This window comes from Herbaspirillum sp. GCM10030257, assembly GCF_042666555.1.
Taxonomy (GTDB): domain Bacteria; phylum Pseudomonadota; class Gammaproteobacteria; order Burkholderiales; family Burkholderiaceae_D; genus Noviherbaspirillum.
The window spans coordinates 295639-313642 of the sequence record NZ_JBHTDH010000001.1 but is presented as its reverse complement, the minus strand read 5'-3'; the positions used below and the strand labels follow the sequence as shown (position 1 = coordinate 313642).

The window sequence follows — 18004 nt, the reverse complement described above, 5'->3', positions numbered from 1 at the left end:
ACAGAGCCGTTTGCACGACGATCTCGAGCACGCCGAAACATGACCGTAGAAAACACCGCGCCCAATGTCATGCTGATTGACGATCAGCATCTCGCCGAAGACCTGATCAGGCACATGCTGCATGACCAGCCCGATATCCGGCTGCATTATTCGTCACGCGCGGAAGATGCGCTTGAAATCGCGTTGGACGTGTCTCCGACCGTGGTACTGGTCGACCTCAGGATGCCAACGGTCGATGGCCTTGGCGTTACGCGAAGTCTGCGCTCACATCCGTTGACCCAGAAAATTCCAGTCGTGCTGCTGTCTTCGGAAGATGATGCCGAGATCAAAGCCCAGGCGTTTGCCGAGGGAGCCAACGACTACATGGTTAAATGGCCGGACAAGCGCGAGCTGGTCGCGCGCATCCGGTATCACTCCAGTGCCTATATCGCGCACCGGCAACGCGACGACGCATTCCTGTCATTGCATAAGAGCAAGCAAGAACTGCTGTTACGTACGCAGGAACTCGCGCAAAGCCAGGCCGCGTTGCATCAGGCGCAAAAAATGGAAGCAGTAGGTCAGCTTACTGGCGGCGTTGCCCACGATTTCAACAACGTCCTGCAAGTCATCAATGGCAACCTCGAATTGCTCAGACTGCTGACCGAAGGCAACCAGGCAGCGCAAAGCCGGATCGCCGCCGCATCGGTCGGCGTTGATCGCGGTGCGAAGCTGGCCGCACACCTCCTCGCGTTTGCGCGGCGTCAGCCACTGCAGTCGGTGATCGTCAATGCAGGCGACTTGTTGCGCGGCATGGATGAGCTTCTGCGCCGCTCCATCGGTGACCTCACCACTGTAAAGACCGAGGTCGCCGATGACTTGTGGAATACCATGGTTGATCCCAGCCAGTTGGAAAATGTCATCCTGAACCTGGCGATCAACGCACGCGACGCCATGGACGGCGGCGGCACGCTGACTATCCGGGCAGTCAATGCGGGACCCGATCGACCTCCCGGCGAACAGCCTGACAATAGTCGCGGCCGCTTTGTCCTGATTGAAGTGGCCGATACCGGCGCCGGCATGCCGCCGGAAGTCCTGGAACGCGCCTTCGAACCATTTTTCACCACCAAGCCGGCCGGGCAAGGTACTGGTCTAGGACTCAGCATGGCTTACGGTTTTGTCAAGCAGAGTGGGGGACATATCCGCCTTGAAAGCGAGCCGGGTTGCGGCACTTCGGTCAAGATTTTCCTGCCGCGCGTCGACGGCGATGCAGCGAGTGGCGATGAGTCGGCATCCGGACCGATTTTCGGCGGTATTGAAACCATCCTGGTGGTCGAAGACGAAGCCGATGTCAGAGCCACGACTGTCGAACTGCTGACCAATCTGGGCTATATGACCCTGCAAGCAGAAGATGCACTGTCTGCCCTTGCCATCATTGAAAGTGGTGCACACGTTGACTTGCTGTTTACCGATGTCGTGATGCCGGGACCCCTGCGCAGTGCGGAATTTGCCGACAAGGCGCGAACTTTGCTGCCCGATCTGCAGGTCTTGTTTACGTCCGGATATTCAGAAGGTATTCTGGCCCATGGTGGCAGGGTTGACCCGCGGGTGAGCCTGTTGCGCAAGCCTTATAGCGCAGATGCCCTGTCGCAGAAAATCAGGCACCTGCTGCGCCGCAGGGAACGCAAGGCGGTACTGCTGCAATAGCCCACTACGTCAAAGAATCATTACGATCATTAGAGAGTAGAGAGCGCCAGCGGCGTCACAAAATCCGCTGACTGCCGCTGGATCGTAGCGGATCAGATCAGGACTTGCGTACGTAACGTGCCGAGCCAGGCGGCGGTTCGTTCAGCACTGCCCAAAAAATACCGAGGTCGGAAATGGCGCGGACGAATTCCTGGAAGTCGACTGGCTTTACGACATACGCATTCACGCCCAATTCGTAACTGCGCAGCAGATCCTGCTCTTCCTTGGAAGAGGTCAGCATCACTACCGGAGAACTTTTGAGACTAGGGGTCGAACGGATGTGACGCAGCACCTCGAGTCCGTCAACCTTCGGCAACTTCAGGTCAAGAAGAATGACGGCGGGATTGCCGGCAGGCCGGCTGACAAAGGCACCCTGGCAGTTCAGGTAATCGAGCGCTTCCGCGCCGTCCCGCAGCACGATCACCTCGTTGGCGAGCTGGCTTTTTTCCAGTGCGATCAGGGTCAGTTCCAAATCATTGGGATTATCTTCGACAAGAAGAATCGGCTTTAACATGCTGGCCTCTAATCGAGAGCGATGGTTTTAGGGATGGAGAACGAAAATGTCGCGCCTTGGTCCACGGTACCGTCGGCCCAGACACTACCGCCATGGCGCTCGATGATGCGGCGCACATTGGCAAGGCCGATGCCCGTACCCTGGAAGTCTTCCATGCGATGCAGACGCTGGAACACGCCGAACAATTTATGCACGTACTCCATATTGAAGCCCACACCGTTGTCCGCTACGCGAAAGATATGTTCATCGTCGCGGCTTTCAGCGCTCACCCGAATGATCGCGTGAGCCCGAGGCCTTGTGTACTTTACCGCATTCGACAACAAGTTGTACACGGCGAGCTGGAGAAAGTTCGGATCGGCCTGGATGACTGGCAGTGGGTCGATCTGCCACTCTATCTGCCGGTCGCCGATCTCCAGTGACAGCTTGTCTTTTGCCGCATTGACGAGTTCCGCCATGCTGACATCATAGGGCCGCAGGGAAGCGCGTCCCATTTGCGAAAAGCTCAGCAGATCATCGACCAGCTTTCCGGCAAAGCGCGCCGAATCCTTGATATTTTTCAGGAAGCGCACTCGCCGCTCAGGCGCATCATTGCCTTCGAACTCCAGTAGCAGGTCACTGAAGCCCACGATGTGACGCAGCGGTGCGCGCAGGTCATGCGATACGGAATACGAAAAGGCTTCCAGTTCTTTGTTGGCGCGCCCGAGCTCTTCGGCAAGCTCAGCCATCTGCTCGGCACGTTCGAGGACGATGCCCAGCAGGGCGGATCGGAACTCGGACGCCATCTCGATCTCGCTTGCGCGCCACGGCATGCTGGTCCCGACGACGGTTTCGCGCCAAATCTCAAAACTCATGCGAGGCGTGAGCGGATTGACCGGTGAGTCGGAAGTGGACTTCAGGTGTGGGTTGCCCGCCCAGTCCACCGTATGAATGACTTCCGGCCGGAACCAGATCAGGTAGTGATTGTGAATGCGCGATATCGGGATGGCGAGTATGCCGCTGGCATTACGCTTGAACGCTGCGCCTGGCGGATACACTGTGCTGAGACTGTCGGTGTGAAACAGGTCGCCGTGCGCGCGCGTGCTTATCCATCCGATCAAGTCGCGAATCGCCGGTTCGTCCGGGGTATCACCGAAACGCACGATACGATCTTCAAAAGAAAGAGCCGCACCGGAGGCGCTGGCAAAACGCAACAGCTCGGGCGCGATCGCCTTGATATTGTCGACAAAATCCGGACCCTGCGTCAGCCCCGCCAGCATGGTCACTACCATGCGCCGCAATTCGAGACGGTAATGATATTCATCGCCTTCCTCACGCGAGGCGACACGCAGCGCCAGGATCTGCGCCAGCTGCTCGCATGCGGCGCGCACTTCGAACGGCACAAAACAGGGCTCGGCGTTATGGCAGGAGATCAATCCCCACAGCTTGCCTTTGACCACGATCGACATGGACATCGAAGCCAGCGTGCCCATGTTGCGCATGTACTGCAAATGGACCGGCGATACGCTGCGCAATGCAGCAAAGCTCAGGTCGGTCGGTTGGCCGTTCAATGGATTGTGTTCCGGATGCAACCTGGCAGGAGCATAGTTGGCATTCGGGATCAGGCGGACGCGGCTGGTCAGGTAAAGTTCGCGTGCCTGACGCGGTATGTCGGAAGCCGGAAAGCGCTGACCAAGGTAGGAATGGTAGTCTGGCTCGCGCGCCTCCGCGACCACATGCCCATGTCCGTCCTCATCGAAGCGATATACCAGAACGCGGCCGAAGCCTGTCACCCGCTTGACTTCTGCGGCGGCGAAACTGCTGATCGAGGCCAAGGTATCCGAGTCATGCAACTGCGACATGAAGTTGCCGATCAGCGAGTACAGCAGCCGGAAATTGGCCGGGACCTTGCTCGCGACCGCTTCAAACTCGAGTATCGTCAAGCCGTCCCGCACGTGGGCCAGCACCTCGAAGTATCCACCATGGGATACTTCGATGGCGCCAAGATACGCCGGTTGTTCAGCGATCCGCTGATGGTTTATTTCAACGCGAATATGCGAGGCTGCTTCTTCACCGATGAGTTCCGTCAGACCAAGATCGAGTACCTTGTCGAGCGGGGTACCAGTAAAGGCGGCGATATTGTCGCTGACCTGGATGACCTGAAGACTGTCGCTGGCGATGGCGACCAGAAAACCATGTGGCTGGATACTGCCTGGAATGCGGATGGGCTCCCTGTCGCATGACGTCAGGTCGACAGGAAGCGAATCAATACTTGTTCTATCCATGTACTCTGCCAAACAAAAATGAAACGTCGCCGACGTTCGCGGCAACATAGCGGGATTCTGTAGAAAGCGGTGTCTCCGCGTACTTGTACGCAATCCCCTTGCCAAGCGCGCCACGCCGTGTGCTCACCACGCTTCTCCAACAACGGTTTCGCGCGCCAGCCGGCGCGCCGCGAACCAGTCCGCCAGTGAAGTGAACGCCTCTCTCGCTGCCGATGCCGCGACACGATGTGCCTCATCCGTCGTGAGGTAATGCTCCACACAATCGGTGAAAACGCGCCATCTTTTCGCGTTCTGGTCGCCATAGCCTTCGAGCCAGCGCGGTGACCATGGATGCAGACTGGGAGCAAGCGTCCGGCTCAGCACCTTGGTCCCCAGTTGCGCACCTTCTATCACATAGGCAACACCGAATCGGGCCGGCAGCGAAGCGAGGTCGGGTGTAAATCCTGCCACAGGGATAGCCTGAATTGCATGGCTGTTCATGCCGCCCGCACGCAAATCCGTATCGATCCATGCAAGTTTGTCGGCACGTTCACGCGCCTCCATTTCTGCCGGCCATGGCGCATTCCATAATACGGCGTCGAACGACGTCATCCATCCGCGCAAGTCCTCGAGATACGCAAGATATTCGCGCTTGCCAGCCCCGGGCCGGTTGATGGTCAGCGATTGTTCGAGTTGCTGGTGTATGTCCCCGGTTGCCTGTCGCAAAGCTTGCAGCGCGGCGGAAGTTTTTTTCATGCAATCCTGAATTGAATTGAACGGTAAGCGCCATGTCTGGCGTAACTCTGGCCGGACCTACGATGCCGCCAATCTGAAGCGCACATTGTACTATCGAAGCGAAGCGGCATCACGCAAGGACACAGGCTAGGTTTTCATTCTCGAATGCAAGTACGGAATTGCGGCAAGCTTCTTGCTTTTTCATCCCTGCACCAAGCCATCGCAATGATCAGGAACCGATAAAGGCAGAAGGGACGGAAGGTATGGAAAAAATATTTCCGGATAGTGATCAACAGATCCTGTCTTCCGGTGCCAGGCAACGTGTTTCACATGATGCCGTGGTGATTCTTCCGGGAAAAGCCATCGGCGAATGCGCCTCGCATGAACGCGCCTCGCATGCGGAGATTGCACGCCGGCTCGCTGCGATCAAAGGGTGCGAATTCGCTGGTGAATTCGACGCGGAAACACGACATCGTGGCCGTCTATATTTTGTTCCTAGCGATACGCTTGTCGGTAATGCCGGCGCCGAGGAATTGCACATCCATGCTGAACAGGATCTGTTTGGCGGCGTTGTACCCTACGGCTTCGTCGCGACCAAGACCATTACGCATGGCTTGCCCGGACCTTTTTCCACTGCACCGGACGGATGGTCATCCAGCTTCGCAAGCAAGGTCAAGGAAGTCGTGCTGCCCGGTTATTCTGCATTTGATCTGCATTGCGCACGCGATGCCGGAACGCGCTTGCTGGAATGCGGTTCAGTCCGCGTCAAGAAGTCCAGCGGTGTCGGCGGCTTGGGTCAATGGGTTGTTGGCAGTGCGCATGAACTCGACGACTTGCTGTATTCACTGCATGCCGACAATACGATTCAGGAGGGTATCGTCCTCGAATGCAACCTGAGTGACGTCACAACACTCAGTGTGGGGCAGGTGAAGGTGGACGGACTTGTCGCCACCTACTATGGTGTGCAAAAACTGACCCGTAACAATCGCGGCGAAGAAGTGTACGGCGGTTCCACGCTCACCGTAGCGCGCGGCGATTTCGATGCGCTACTGGCACTCGGTCTTACACCCGACGTGAGTACCGCGGTATCCCAAGCCTGCACTTATCACAACGCAGCCATGTCCTGTTTCCCGCGTTTGTTTGCATCGCGCTGCAATTACGATATTGCGCAAGGCAGGGATGAGCGCGGGCAGTGGCGCTCCGGCGTGCTGGAGCAATCGTGGCGGGTCGGCGGCGCCAGCGGGGCGGAGATTGCCGCACTGGAAGCCTTTCATGCGGATCCCGCGTTAAATGTGGTGAGGGCTTCCACAGTAGAACTGTATGGCCCCGATGTCGAACTGCCAGACAATGTAGTGATCTATTTTCATGGGCACGATGAAAAGGTGGGCCCAATTTTGAAATATGCGCGACTAGAAGACTATGCCGATACATAACGACAACATCAAAATAAAGGTGGACGGCGAAACGATCGACGGCACGCTGGTCACACCCGGACGGAAAATGCCAGCCGTGCTGTTTGTCCACGGCTGGGGCGGAAGCCAGGAACAGTATCTCGCGCGCGCGCGCGAAATCGCGGCGCTCGGATGTGTCTGTCTGACCTTCGATCTGCGCGGACATGCGGAAACTCTGCCGCAGCAGGATACGGTGTCGCGCGAAAACAATTTGCATGATGTGCTGGCCGCCTACGATACGCTGGTCTCGCAGCGTGGCGTCGATCCATCCTCGGTAGCCGTGGTAGGCAGCAGTTATGGCGGTTATCTCGCGGCAATACTGACATCGATGCGACCTGTAAAGTGGCTTGCACTGCGCGTTCCCGCCCTCTACCGGGACAGCAACTGGGAAATGCCGAAACGCGAACTGCACAACGGGCAGGATCTTGGCGAATATCGGCAGAGCCAAGTGCCAGCGGAGGAGAACAGGGCGCTGCGCGCATGCTCGGACTTTCGCGGCGATGTACTGGTGGTCGAATCCGAACGCGACAAGATCATTCCGCATGCAGTCATTACCAGCTACCTGGAAGCATGTACCGAACCGCGATCGATGACTTATCGCGTGATCAAAGGTGCGGACCATGGTTTATCCGAAGAAAGTTACCAGCGGGCCTACACGTCACTACTGGTCAGCTGGATGACCGAGATGATCTTCGGTTCCCGTGAGGATAGCAAATCAACGTCGGTTGTCACCATGCCTGAAAGCACGCTTCCCGAGGCTCCGCCTACACCAGGTTGAATAGCGGCAATGTGTTTGATCTTCCGCAGGTCGATCGCGGATTTCCTTCATTGGGCCACAACCCCTGTCGGCTTTCGTGTTCAATCACCTGCGCCAGGAATGGCGATGAACGGCGATAACATGCAGGAGAAGGAAACGCAGCGAATTTGTTTCTTGTGTCTTCATTCAACATCACCAGGAGAACCCATAATGAAACGCACGGCATCGGCATCATGGAGTGGCGGCCTGAAAGACGGCAAAGGCAGCATTTCCACCCAGAGCGGCATACTCGACAATACACGTTACGGCTTTGCTTCGCGTTTTGAAGAAGGGCCCGGAACCAACCCGGAAGAGTTGATTGCGGCCGCGCACGCGGGATGTTTCACGATGGCCTTGTCCGCCCAATTGGGTGAGGCCGGTATTACCGCAGAAAACCTCACGACCAAGGCGGCCGTCACGCTCGACAAGGTGGAAGGCGGCTTTGCGATTACGGCGGTGCACCTTGAGCTGGTTGCGCGCATTCCCGGCGGCGATCAGAAAGCGTTTGAAGAGGCTGCGAATAAGGCCAAGGCCGGATGCCCGGTATCCAAGGTGCTGAACGCAACCATTACCCTCGACGCAAAACTGGAAACCTAGACTTGCGGTAAGAGTAGGCGGCGTACTTTGGCTGACCTTACCGTCCGCCTGTTACACAAGACTGGCAGATACGAAAAAACGCCGGAAGCGGTAACGCTTCCGGCGTTTATCATGAGTCATCCGAATGCTACGCCGACTCATGCCGGCAAGCGGGCTTTAATCAAGCGTCATTCAGGCGGCTTCACGTTGCAGCAACTGCACGTTGTCGCCATTAATCTCAATCTTGCGCGGCTTCAGCGATTCAGGAATCTCACGCACCAGTTCAATGTTGAGCAAGCCGTTGTCGAGCTTGGCCCCGACGACCTTGACATGGTCTGCCAGCTGGAAGCGGTGCTCGAAATCACGTGCGGCGATGCCACGATGCAGGAAGGTGCGCTTGGTTTCGTCCTTCTGCTTGCGACCGACGATTTTCAATTGGTCGCGTTCGCTTTCGATCTCCAGTTCGGAGCGGTCGAAACCGGCAACGGCCATGGTGATACGGTACTTGTCTTCACCGACAAGTTCGATGTTGTACGGCGGGTAGCTCGGCTGCGCGTCGGTGCGAGCGGCTTCGTCAAACAGTTGTGCCAGGCGGTCGAAACCGATGGCCGAGCGATACAGGGGGGTAAAGTCGTAAGTACGCATTGCAATATCCTCATTAGTAAGCGATATGAAATTCGCGGACCTCCATTGAGCATCCGCTGATTCGGATATAGGGATAAGGCGTTTGCGTTTCAAGGGGACAAAATACATTTATACGAAATTGCATTGTTTGCAATTTATTCAATGGCCCGCTCGCTTGGCGTTTACTGGTTATATTCTTCCTTCGCCGCCGAAAACAAATCCCAGGTGGCGATGAAGAGTGCCGCGATTGCGGGCCCGATCACAAAGCCATTCAGCCCGAACAAGGCCATGCCGCCAAGCGTCGATATCAGCACCACGTAATCCGGCATTTGCGTATCTTTGCCCACCAGAATGGGGCGCAGGATGTTATCCACCAGACCGATCACCACCACGCCGAACACGATCAGCGTGATACCTTGCCAGATCGCGCCGGTCAACAGGAAGTAGATGGCGACCGGGCCCCAGATCAGGGCCGCACCGACCGCCGGTAGCAGCGACAGGAAAGCCATCAATACGCCCCACAAGACCGCGCCCTGGATACCGAGAAACCAGAACATGACGCCTCCCAGGGCACCCTGGGTCGCGGCGACCGCGATGTTGCCTTTCACGGTGGCTCTGATGACGGTCGTGAACTTGCTGAACAGACTGCGCTTGTGTTCAACGCTGAGCGGAATGGCTTGCCTGATGCGTGCCGACAGGGCAACGCCATCACGCAGCAGGAAGAACAACAAGTACAACATGATGCCGAAACTGACAAGGAAGTCGAAAGTGTTCTGACCAATGCTGAACGCTTGGGTGGCGATGGTCTGGCTGCCCTGCGCGGCGGCACCGGACAGTTTGTTCTGCAAGCTGAACAAATCGGTCAGGCCGAATCGATCCAGTTGCTGGACGATCCATGGCGGCAGCGCATTGAGCGCCTGCTCGAAATACGCACCGAAGTCCAGTTGGCCGGATCGTATCTGCTCGTACACCGCACTCCCTTCGCGCAACAGGGACGCGGTAATCACCGACAGCGGGAAAATCACAATGAGCAGACAGAGGAGCAGCGTTGCGAGCGCCGCCAGATTACGGCGGCCGTGCATCTTGGTCAGCAGCTGCCGGTAAAACGGTGCAAACAGAATGGCCAGTACCGCCGCCCAGAAGACGGCGCCGTAAAACGGCAACAGGATCCAGCCGAACGCAATGGATACGACGATAAGCAATGCGAGGAAGGTCTTGTGTTGCAAGTGCGGATTATTCATTGTTATCTCGGATAAACGGTTAGTACCGTGGACATGACGAAAACCTCCATCCTACCGGATGGAGGAATCAACTCCGTGGGGATGGCGCAAGGGAGGCGCAAGCAAATTTTTTACCAGTCACGGGGCACGTGAGCGAAAGCGTCCTGCTTCGCCGAATGAGTAAGGCTTTCTTCAGGGCATTCCGGCTTGCCGCCGTAGCGAGGCTTATTCCTTTTTCGTCGCGTCGTACAAGGGCATGACCGTAGGAAGCACGGCGCCGATCTCGGCAATGCGCGTCGTATTTGCCGGATGGGTGGACAGGAATTCCGGTGGACTCTTGCCTTCCGCCGCGCCACCCATCTTTTGCCACAGCGTGATGGCGGCGCGCGGATCGAAGCCGGCGCGCGCGGCAAGTTCCAGTCCGATGCTGTCAGCCTCGCTTTCGTTCTGGCGAGAATTGGGGAGCACAAACAGATATTGCGCAAACTGGTTGGCAAGGGCGACCTGCGCCTGCCGGTTCTGGGCGCCGGCAAGGGCAGCACTGGCAATGGTGTTCTGGGCGACCGCCTGAGATACCCGCTCGCGTCCATGTTCGCGCAAGGCGTGCGCAAACTCATGACCCATCACGGCGGCGATCTCGTCATCGGTCAGCTTCAGTTGCCGCACAATGCCGGTGTAAAACGTCACCTTGCCACCCGGTGCGCAACTTGCATTCAGGACTGGCGCATCGATCAGCAGCAATTGCCATTTCCATTGCAAGGTATCTTCACGGAATATGCCGACCTGCGCCTTCAGGCGGTTGGCAATACGCAGCAGGCGATCGTATTCCGGGCCTGACGTAATCAGCTTGCCTTCCGACTTCGCTTTTTCCGCTTGCTGCGCGTAGCTGACAAGCGCCATGCGCTCAACGGTAGGAGCAGAAACGAGCAGCAATTGCGGACGGGTGACGCCTACCGCGCCGGGCTTGGTGGTGGAGCCGCATGCGGCCAATATCACGACGGCTGCCGCAAGGGACAAAGTGTTTTTCATGATGATAGACGGTAAGGATAGTTGACCGGAATGTCCGATACCCGAAAGTATAGACGGACAGACAACGAAAATTGCCAGATAACAAAGTATTTTGTAATGTCGGTTGCGTGTGATTACTGCGTCCGACCAGGGGCGTTTGGATGGCTTGTGACGGCCGACAATCGCTTCGCCGGTATTGACGCTTATGATAGGGATCGGAAAGCAGTTCAACTTTTAAAGCAAAAGCGTTCTAAGGTGTGCGTCCGGTCTACCGGTTATCCTTCACCGCACTTTCACCGTACTTCGGAGGTGTTCCTTGCAGATTGAAACTGGCAATGCGGGTAAGCTTGATACACAAGGAACAGGCTGGTTTCTCGGCTTCAGCGAATGGACACAGTCTGCAGAGGCCGGCGCCGGCAGCTTGCGTCATATGCCGGTCGATTGCCGGTCGCACGGCTTGTGCATGAAATGGATGGTTCATCCCGCCGGCGATCCGCGCGGCATTGATAAACCGATCAGTGAGGGGCGAACGATGTCCATCCTGATTGGCAGCGGCAGATTCCGTATCGCGTTTTCCGGGTCAAAGGATTTTCCACCCGATGCCACGCGGGAGATTGTGCTGTCTGACTCCGGTGATTTTGCAACGTGGGGTGCAGGTATCTATCACCGTTATTCGGTCGATGCCGAGTGCACCGTGCTGACACTGCGCTGGATACCCGAAGGGAATTGAAATGTCCGGGATACGTCTGCATCCACTGCATCGTCAGAGGTATCAGGCGTGTCCGCAAAATCGGAAGTATTTTCCGGAGCTTGTACCAATTCCGACCTGTAACGTGACCAATGAGATCGATGGATTTTTTTGACTGGCAAGGCGCAGGCGGCTCGGCGCCCCGGAAAAAGACGCGATGTCATGTTGCGTTACGGGTTGAGATTGATACTACATGCGGCGCACGCCGCAGGAAGGTTAATTCATGACGCATGATGCCGGTGCAAACGACATGGTCGCGGTAGCGCGCTATTTTATTCCGACTGAGGCGCATATCGTCCGCTCCTGCCTGGCCGCCGCGGGCATTCCCGCTATGGTGGCCGACGATAATCTGGTGCAGCTGCATTCGCTCCTCACGCCGGCCTTGGGCGGCGTACGCGTGCTGGTGCCGGCCGATCGCGAGCGTGAAGCGGTCGCAGTCATCGATGCCTTCCATCGCGGCGTCTACCGGCTCGACGATGATTTTGATGTCGGTGCCAGCTGAAGCGTTTTTCTGCGGCTGATCACTGCATGCGAATATCCATTTACCAGGGTGTGCTTAAGCGTTTTAATTTCTTCCAGCGCTTGCGAATCACGCCTGCATCGGTATCGGCGCTACGAGAAAGATAACCGCGGACAAATCCAACCCCACTTGCAAGATCGATATCCTTGCCGTGAAGATCCTGCAACAACCGGTCCGCGACCGCCGCATCGTTAAGAAATCCCAGCTCGTCCTGCAAGTGTGAAAGTGCATTGACATATCGCCGCAGCTTCCGTCCGTTATAAAGCGACTGGAAAAACTCGGCGGCATAGCGTGTTTTTTTCGCCGCAATGCGCGCACGGTGGCGCGCCTCCGGCGTCGCTTTATGCAAGCGCCGTCCGCGCTTGCGCAACTTCCGATCGAGTTGATCGAGCATATCGTCGGCGAAGCGGATCACCGGGTCGCGCAGGCGAGCGCTCGCTTGTCGCGGCGGCGTCTCGCGCCAGTCGCAAGCACGCATCCACCGCGACAAGCGCAGCACCAGACGCGTATATCGCGGCGAAGTGACTGCCGCCGCGGCCTCTCCATGCAGTTGTTGCGCCCGTTTCTGAGCCGCATTGTGGACCATGCCGATCAGCGCAGCATCCGTCGGTGCATCGGCAAGTCGTGACAGAGTTGAATCGGCCAGTACGTCCCAATCACGCGCCGCGCCAAGCTGCGTTGCGATCCAGTTAAGGTCTTCCCGCATGTCCTCGGGCACCTGCAGCACAGGCGCAAACAGGCTGAAAGCAGAACGCAGGCGGCGTATGCCGACGCGCATCTGATGGAGGCTTTCCGGATCATGCCTGTGCATCACGCCGTCTTCATTGGCTTGTATCTGCGCCCTGCAGTTTGCCACGATAAGCTGAAAAGCTTTTTCGATATTCATATGCCGGGACAGCACAAGTGCCTCGGCTTTCACGGCGCGCGCAGGCACAGGAGCCAGCAACGCATAGCCCCGTTCAGCCTTGCTCGCGTTTCCGATCTGCATGGGAATTGATTCGAGCAATTCCAGCGCCAATCCATAAAGCTGATCGGCATTACCGGATTTCAATTCCAGTTCGATTTCGCAGATTGCCTCCTTATCCTTGCCACGTTCAAGGCTGCCCAGGTCCAGTACACATTCGATTTCGGTGCCTTCCGCAAGGCGGAGATCCCATATCGTGCGTGTTACTGAAGTCATAAAGACGGGTAAAAGCCCTTGCTCGACTTCCCTGGATCTCAGCAGTTTGTTCCATGACGATCCGTGATCGACCAGTTCGCGCAGGGCGGCCAAATCAGGAGTCGGCCCGGCAACAGGGGATTCCCATTCGTGGCGGCTATGCAGGCCTGACGCCACGCCACCACCCGCTTTCATGGTTTGTACCCAGTGGCCGTCAACTTGCCTGACCCGTAGTCCGGCACCGGCACGACGCAGGTCGCAGTTGCTGGTGTCGTAATAGGTGCCTGATAATTTTTCTTCCCGTGGCTCTCCGATGCCGTACTTCTTCAGTAAGGGATGGGTCCGCAAGGACTGCGCGGCCTGCGGTGTCAACAAAAGCTTGAGTTCAATTTCCATATGGGTTTCTTTTTGCAAGACAGGTTTGCTGGCGGCCGTTCAGCGCGGCTCGCAAGAGCACTAAAGAATTGAACAATAGGCGCATGCGCCCTTGCTGCTGACGAAGTAAATCAAAAGACACGCAGCAAGAAGAAAGGTTTGCTTCGCTGCCGGCCAGAGCATGCTTGCTGTAAACACGGTACATTGAAATCTCTGGCCAGTGCAGGCCATTCCTGGATACCTTGGCAAATACATGAACACAATTGAAATCACTGCACTGCAGTCTTACCTTCACAGGCAAATTCCGCTGTCCCAGGCAATGGGTGTGCTGGTACACGCGGCTACTGAGGAGCGTGTCGAACTACGCGCTCCCATTGGCCCGAACATCAATCATGAAGCTACCGTCTTTGGTGGTAGTGCATCCGCGGTCGCCATTCTGTCCGCCTGGACACTGGTCTATCTGCGACTGCAGGCGTCAGGATTGCCCGGACGCGTGGTGATTCAGGCAAACAACATGTTGTATCAGAAACCGATGAGCGCGGCATTCAGCGCCATCGCTTCATCTGGCGATGAGCAGCCTTGGGAACGGTTGTTCAATGCGGTACGTCGCGGGCGCATGGCCCGCATCACGGTGCAGTCCGTGCTGGAATGCGAGGGCAAGCAGGCAGGTCGGCTGGCAGGAACGTTTGTCGTGCTTCCGGAAGCGTGAGATGTGAGGTCATGCATTGATGACAAGGCAGATCCGGCCACGCAACAATGCACAACCTACGCTAAATCAGATCGAGCGAACCAAGTACGCGCTGCAGATCGGATTGCCGATGTACACCAACCTTGTTGAAGACAGACTTCAAGTGCTTGCGTCCGGTTTCAATCGATATAGTGAGTTCCTCGCAGGCGTTCTTCAGCGTAAGTCCACGCAACAGGATGCGGGTAACGCGAATCTCGGCCGGGCTTAAATAAAAAACTTCTTTCAGCAAGTCGTTTGCCGGCCCAGCACCGGACTGCGGCTCGCTGACCAGCAATAGCGCCAGCGGTTCGAGACTGTGCAGCATGCTCTCCGCCTGCGCCGGTAAGGGGACCGTGCTGACGACGCAGGGACTACCGTCCGGCCGCGCCAGTTTTGCGCCAGAAGCACGTTTTGGTCCGGCCAGGCCGCATGCTGCCCGGATCGCCGCCTGCAAGCGTTGCCTGGCGTCATCCTCTTCGACGCGTTGGCCGGGCAGGCAGCTTGATGAGGAAAGCCATTGCTGGCCAAGGGTGTTGGCCATCCTGACGTCGCCCGCGGCGTTCATTACCAGTAGCGGGAAGCGGACGCGGTCGAGCACACGTGTTGCAAGGTCAAGCTGGCTGGATAACTCGATCAGCTTCCAGCGCAGGTTTGCTGCCTGTTGAATATGCGGAAGCAGCGGCGACAGGCTGCTGGCGACCTGCACCAGGCTGTTGTGAGGGCGCTGCCCGACCAGTGACAACAAGCCGTCTGTTCCGCTCCTGGCGCGCAGGATAGGCGTCGCCATGACACCCGAAATGCGATGGCGGCGCATGAAGTCCTGATAGAAGGCCGAACCGCTGCGGATCTGTGGAGCAACATCGCGCTCGTCGAGATACCACTCGCCGAAGCGGGCACGGTTCACGAATTCCTTGCCAGGGTCGAGTGCTTGATAGTGCGTCTCGTAATCGTTGCGCAGCGCCGGATCCATGCCGACGGCATCACCGATGATGATCTGGTCGTGCATGCGGTTCCATAGCAGCAGCGACACCATTTCCGATGCAGTGACACCGGCCAGGTGCATCATCGCGTCCTGCCAGCCTTGAGGAGCAAGAATGCCCTCGTAAAACTTGCCGGACAGCGTCAGCAATTGATCCTGTTTGACCACGGTCCCTCCACATTTTTCCGGCCATTGTTCATCAACGGCTTATTGATTGTGCCACGGCATTACGCAGCTTGCCGTAGGCGGCGAAGAGTGCGCCGCCGTAGTGCTCACGCAATGAGCGCTACGGCACTTTCCTGCTTATGCGACGTTTGCAAGCGGCACTGGATTGACCGCGTCACGCACAATTCGCAACTTGCCGAGGGTGCTTGCGCAGGCATGCGCCGCTTCTGCACCTTTGACAACGAAGTGGTCGTAGAAGAAACGCTGGTGTTCATCGCCCGCGTGGAAGTGATGCGGTGTCAGCACAGCGGAAAACACGGGCACCATCGTCTCAAGCTGCACTTGCATCAAGCCGGAGATGACGGCCTGTGCAACGAACTCGTGCCGATAAATGCCACCATCGACAATCAGTCCGGCGGCAACGATACCCTCGTATTTGCCGCTCTGTGCCAGCAGTTTGGCATGCAACGGAATTTCATATGCACCGGGCACTTCGTAGTAATCGATCAGGTTCGCATCGGTACCGAGCTTTTCCATTTCCAATGCAAACGAGACGCGGCAACGATCGACGATATCGCGATGCCAGCAAGCCTGAACGAAGGCAATGCGTTTTCCAGTGACCGAACCGGGAGTGGAAGTGGTGTTACGTGATGGATGTGACGGGTAAGACATTCTGAAGCTCCTATTTACGAGAAAAATAAATAGGGCGCACGGGATGGCAATGACATGCGGGTAGGCTTTTGCCCATGTGGTCGCGACGCGGTCGTTCAGTTCGCACTGGCAGCTCCAGGCGTGTGAGGACATCGCTACGCCGCAGGGAACGCAAACGTTCTCGCAGTCAGATTGATGAATCCCGTCCTCTTTCATCCGGACTGTGACCGTCGGCCCTGGGATCACACCAGGTCTGCTGACCCTGCGAAATGCCTACGCGCGTACGTTGGCGTCTTGCAGGCGCTCGCGGGCTAGATGCGCAGGCATCATTACCGCCGGTGGGGAGTTTCGCCCCGCCCTGAGAACGTTTTGGCTTTGCAGCCAAGGACGAATATAGCATGTTGAGGCACGGCGCACAGCGCACAGCCGAAGCCATGCTGAATCGCACAGATAGCAGCGCCCCCCGGTGGGGCATAACATGCGGCATAAATAAAAAAGGATCCCTGTACGGCGACGCCATTCCAGGGATCCCTGTGTGGAGCAAGGCAGGGCGCGCCTGCCATGTGCTACGTTTGCAGAACTTTACTTCGCGCCGGCTTCGAACCAGCGACCGATCAATGCACGCTCATCCTCGGTCATGTTCGTCATGTTCCCCAATGGCATCGCCTTCTGCAGAACGACTTGCTGATAGATCTGCTGCGCATGGGCCTTGATCTGCTCAGGCTGGTCGAACATCATGCCTTTTGCCGGCGACGGCATTAGCGTGGGCGCGGCCGCATGGCACTGAATACAGTGCTTGTCCGTGACCTGCTTGACCTGTGCGACATCGACGGCGGGTGCGGCTGCCCCTGCCACCGCAGCGGCCGGCCTGGACGGTGCAATCCACGCGGCGACGGCGGCCAGCAATGCGACCGCAACGATGGGATAGACAACGTTGACGACGCCCTTGTGACGCAGGATGAAGAATTGGCGAATCAATACGCCGGCCACCATGATCAGTACCAGCACCAGCCAGTTGTACTGGTGGCTGTAGGTCATGTTGTAGTGGTTCGACAGCATCGCAAACAGCACGGGCAACGTGAAGTAGGTGTTGTGCACGCTGCGCTGCTTGGCGCGTTGGCCATGGATCGGATCGACCGGCTGGCCTGCTTTCATTGCCGCGACGACCTTGCGCTGTCCCGGAATGATCCAGAAAAACACATTGGCGCTCATGATGGTCGCGATCATCGCACCGATGATCAGAAATGCAGCACGCCCTGAGAACAGGTTGCAGGCCGCCCATGACGCGATGACTACGTAGGCAACCACCAGCACCGCAAGCAATCCTTCCTTCTTTTGCAGCGCACGACAAAGCACGTCATACACCAGCCATCCAACCACCAGGAATGCCAGCGCGAGAATGACGGCCACAGTGGGTGTCAGGTTCGCGACATTGGGATCGATCAGGAAGACCTTGGGATTGAACAGGTACAGCACCGAGAACAGGCCGAAACCGGATAACCAGGTGCTATATGACTCCCAGTAAAACCAATGCAAGTCGTCCGGCAAATGACGTGGCGCACCGAGATATTTTTGCGGGTTATAGAAGCCACCCCCGTGCACGGCCCAGAGTTCGCCGCCTACGCCTTTTTCCTTCAGCTCCGCATCCTTGGGAGCTTGCAGGCTGTTGTCCAGCCATACGAAATAAAACGAGGAACCAATCCACGCAATTGCCACGATCACGTGCAGCCAGCGCAGCAGCAAATTGGCCCAGTCGAGCAAATAACCTTCCATTGTCATGTCTCCTTCTTGATC

At 57.2% G+C, this 18004-nt stretch carries 17 protein-coding genes and 1 riboswitch; of the genes, 7 read left to right on the top strand and 10 right to left on the bottom strand.

Annotated elements, in window-relative coordinates; genetic code table 11:
* Nucleotides 1-39 precede the first annotated feature (39 nt).
* On the top strand, nucleotides 40-1683 hold the full coding sequence (locus ACFQUU_RS01430) for a response regulator (RefSeq protein ID WP_382241555.1): 1644 nt from the start codon (nucleotides 40-42) through the stop codon (nucleotides 1681-1683).
* Between the two features lie 97 nt (nucleotides 1684-1780).
* Here ACFQUU_RS01430 and ACFQUU_RS01425 read toward each other — a convergent pair whose 3' ends face one another.
* The 3 genes from ACFQUU_RS01425 to ACFQUU_RS01415 all read right to left on the bottom strand — a co-directional run bounded on the left by ACFQUU_RS01425 (nucleotide 1781) and on the right by ACFQUU_RS01415 (nucleotide 5232).
* The gene (locus tag ACFQUU_RS01425; protein WP_382241552.1) at nucleotides 1781-2236 is read right to left on the bottom strand and encodes a response regulator; all 456 of its coding nucleotides are present in this window, start codon (nucleotides 2234-2236) and stop codon (nucleotides 1781-1783) included.
* 8 nt (nucleotides 2237-2244) lie between these two features.
* Complete coding sequence (locus ACFQUU_RS01420; protein ID WP_382241549.1) at nucleotides 2245-4497, bottom strand: ATP-binding protein; 2253 nt, start codon at nucleotides 4495-4497, stop codon at nucleotides 2245-2247.
* A gap of 123 nt (nucleotides 4498-4620) precedes the next feature.
* Nucleotides 4621-5232, bottom strand: coding sequence for a biliverdin-producing heme oxygenase (locus ACFQUU_RS01415; RefSeq protein WP_382241546.1), 612 nt, complete (start codon nucleotides 5230-5232; stop codon nucleotides 4621-4623).
* 242 nt (nucleotides 5233-5474) lie between these two features.
* Between ACFQUU_RS01415 and ACFQUU_RS01410 the strand changes: the two genes are divergently transcribed.
* The 3 genes from ACFQUU_RS01410 (at nucleotide 5475) to ACFQUU_RS01400 (ending at nucleotide 8055) form a co-directional block, all read left to right on the top strand.
* Nucleotides 5475-6644: a DUF3182 family protein gene (locus ACFQUU_RS01410; RefSeq protein WP_382241543.1), complete on the top strand. Its 1170-nt coding sequence runs from the start codon at nucleotides 5475-5477 to the stop codon at nucleotides 6642-6644.
* A complete protein-coding gene (locus ACFQUU_RS01405; RefSeq protein ID WP_382241541.1) occupies nucleotides 6631-7440 on the top strand; it encodes an alpha/beta hydrolase family protein in 810 nt (269 codons plus the stop codon). Before ACFQUU_RS01410 ends, ACFQUU_RS01405 begins: the two co-directional genes overlap by 14 nt.
* 189 nt (nucleotides 7441-7629) lie before the next feature.
* Entirely contained in the window at nucleotides 7630-8055 is a 426-nt protein-coding gene (locus ACFQUU_RS01400) for an OsmC family protein (protein WP_382241538.1), read from the top strand.
* A gap of 171 nt (nucleotides 8056-8226) precedes the next feature.
* Here ACFQUU_RS01400 and ACFQUU_RS01395 read toward each other — a convergent pair whose 3' ends face one another.
* The 3 genes from ACFQUU_RS01395 to ACFQUU_RS01385 all read right to left on the bottom strand — a co-directional run bounded on the left by ACFQUU_RS01395 (nucleotide 8227) and on the right by ACFQUU_RS01385 (nucleotide 10907).
* Complete coding sequence (locus ACFQUU_RS01395; RefSeq protein WP_057289131.1) at nucleotides 8227-8679, bottom strand: Hsp20 family protein; 453 nt, start codon at nucleotides 8677-8679, stop codon at nucleotides 8227-8229.
* 161 nt (nucleotides 8680-8840) lie between these two features.
* Nucleotides 8841-9899: an AI-2E family transporter gene (locus ACFQUU_RS01390; RefSeq protein WP_382241535.1), complete on the bottom strand. Its 1059-nt coding sequence runs from the start codon at nucleotides 9897-9899 to the stop codon at nucleotides 8841-8843.
* A gap of 204 nt (nucleotides 9900-10103) precedes the next feature.
* Nucleotides 10104-10907 carry a M48 family metallopeptidase gene (locus tag ACFQUU_RS01385; protein WP_382241532.1) on the bottom strand — a complete coding sequence of 268 codons (804 nt, stop codon included), beginning with the start codon at nucleotides 10905-10907 and terminating at the stop codon, nucleotides 10104-10106.
* Between the two features lie 295 nt (nucleotides 10908-11202).
* Between ACFQUU_RS01385 and ACFQUU_RS01380 the strand changes: the two genes are divergently transcribed.
* Together ACFQUU_RS01380 and ACFQUU_RS01375 are read left to right on the top strand one after the other, a co-directional pair.
* On the top strand, nucleotides 11203-11616 hold the full coding sequence (locus ACFQUU_RS01380; RefSeq protein WP_382241529.1) for a hypothetical protein: 414 nt from the start codon (nucleotides 11203-11205) through the stop codon (nucleotides 11614-11616).
* A 241-nt stretch (nucleotides 11617-11857) separates the two neighbouring features.
* Nucleotides 11858-12136: a putative signal transducing protein gene (locus ACFQUU_RS01375; protein ID WP_382241526.1), complete on the top strand. Its 279-nt coding sequence runs from the start codon at nucleotides 11858-11860 to the stop codon at nucleotides 12134-12136.
* A gap of 40 nt (nucleotides 12137-12176) precedes the next feature.
* Here the strand turns inward: ACFQUU_RS01375 and ACFQUU_RS01370 are convergent, their stop codons facing one another.
* Nucleotides 12177-13709 carry a CHAD domain-containing protein gene (locus ACFQUU_RS01370; protein WP_382241523.1) on the bottom strand — a complete coding sequence of 511 codons (1533 nt, stop codon included), beginning with the start codon at nucleotides 13707-13709 and terminating at the stop codon, nucleotides 12177-12179.
* 232 nt (nucleotides 13710-13941) lie between these two features.
* On the opposite strand from ACFQUU_RS01370, the gene ACFQUU_RS01365 reads away from it, so the two are divergent.
* Nucleotides 13942-14397 carry a YiiD C-terminal domain-containing protein gene (locus tag ACFQUU_RS01365; RefSeq protein ID WP_382241520.1) on the top strand — a complete coding sequence of 152 codons (456 nt, stop codon included), beginning with the start codon at nucleotides 13942-13944 and terminating at the stop codon, nucleotides 14395-14397.
* 61 nt (nucleotides 14398-14458) lie between these two features.
* Here ACFQUU_RS01365 and ACFQUU_RS01360 read toward each other — a convergent pair whose 3' ends face one another.
* The 3 genes from ACFQUU_RS01360 to ACFQUU_RS01350 form a co-directional block, all read right to left on the bottom strand.
* On the bottom strand, nucleotides 14459-15562 hold the full coding sequence (locus ACFQUU_RS01360; RefSeq protein WP_382241517.1) for a helix-turn-helix transcriptional regulator: 1104 nt from the start codon (nucleotides 15560-15562) through the stop codon (nucleotides 14459-14461).
* Nucleotides 15563-15697: 135 nt separating this feature from the next.
* A complete protein-coding gene (locus ACFQUU_RS01355; protein ID WP_382241515.1) occupies nucleotides 15698-16231 on the bottom strand; it encodes a 6,7-dimethyl-8-ribityllumazine synthase in 534 nt (177 codons plus the stop codon).
* A 179-nt stretch (nucleotides 16232-16410) separates the two neighbouring features.
* Nucleotides 16411-16580: riboswitch (FMN riboswitch) on the bottom strand.
* A 212-nt stretch (nucleotides 16581-16792) separates the two neighbouring features.
* On the bottom strand, nucleotides 16793-17983 hold the full coding sequence (locus tag ACFQUU_RS01350) for a urate hydroxylase PuuD (RefSeq protein WP_382241512.1): 1191 nt from the start codon (nucleotides 17981-17983) through the stop codon (nucleotides 16793-16795).
* Nucleotides 17984-18004: the final 21 nt, after the last annotated feature.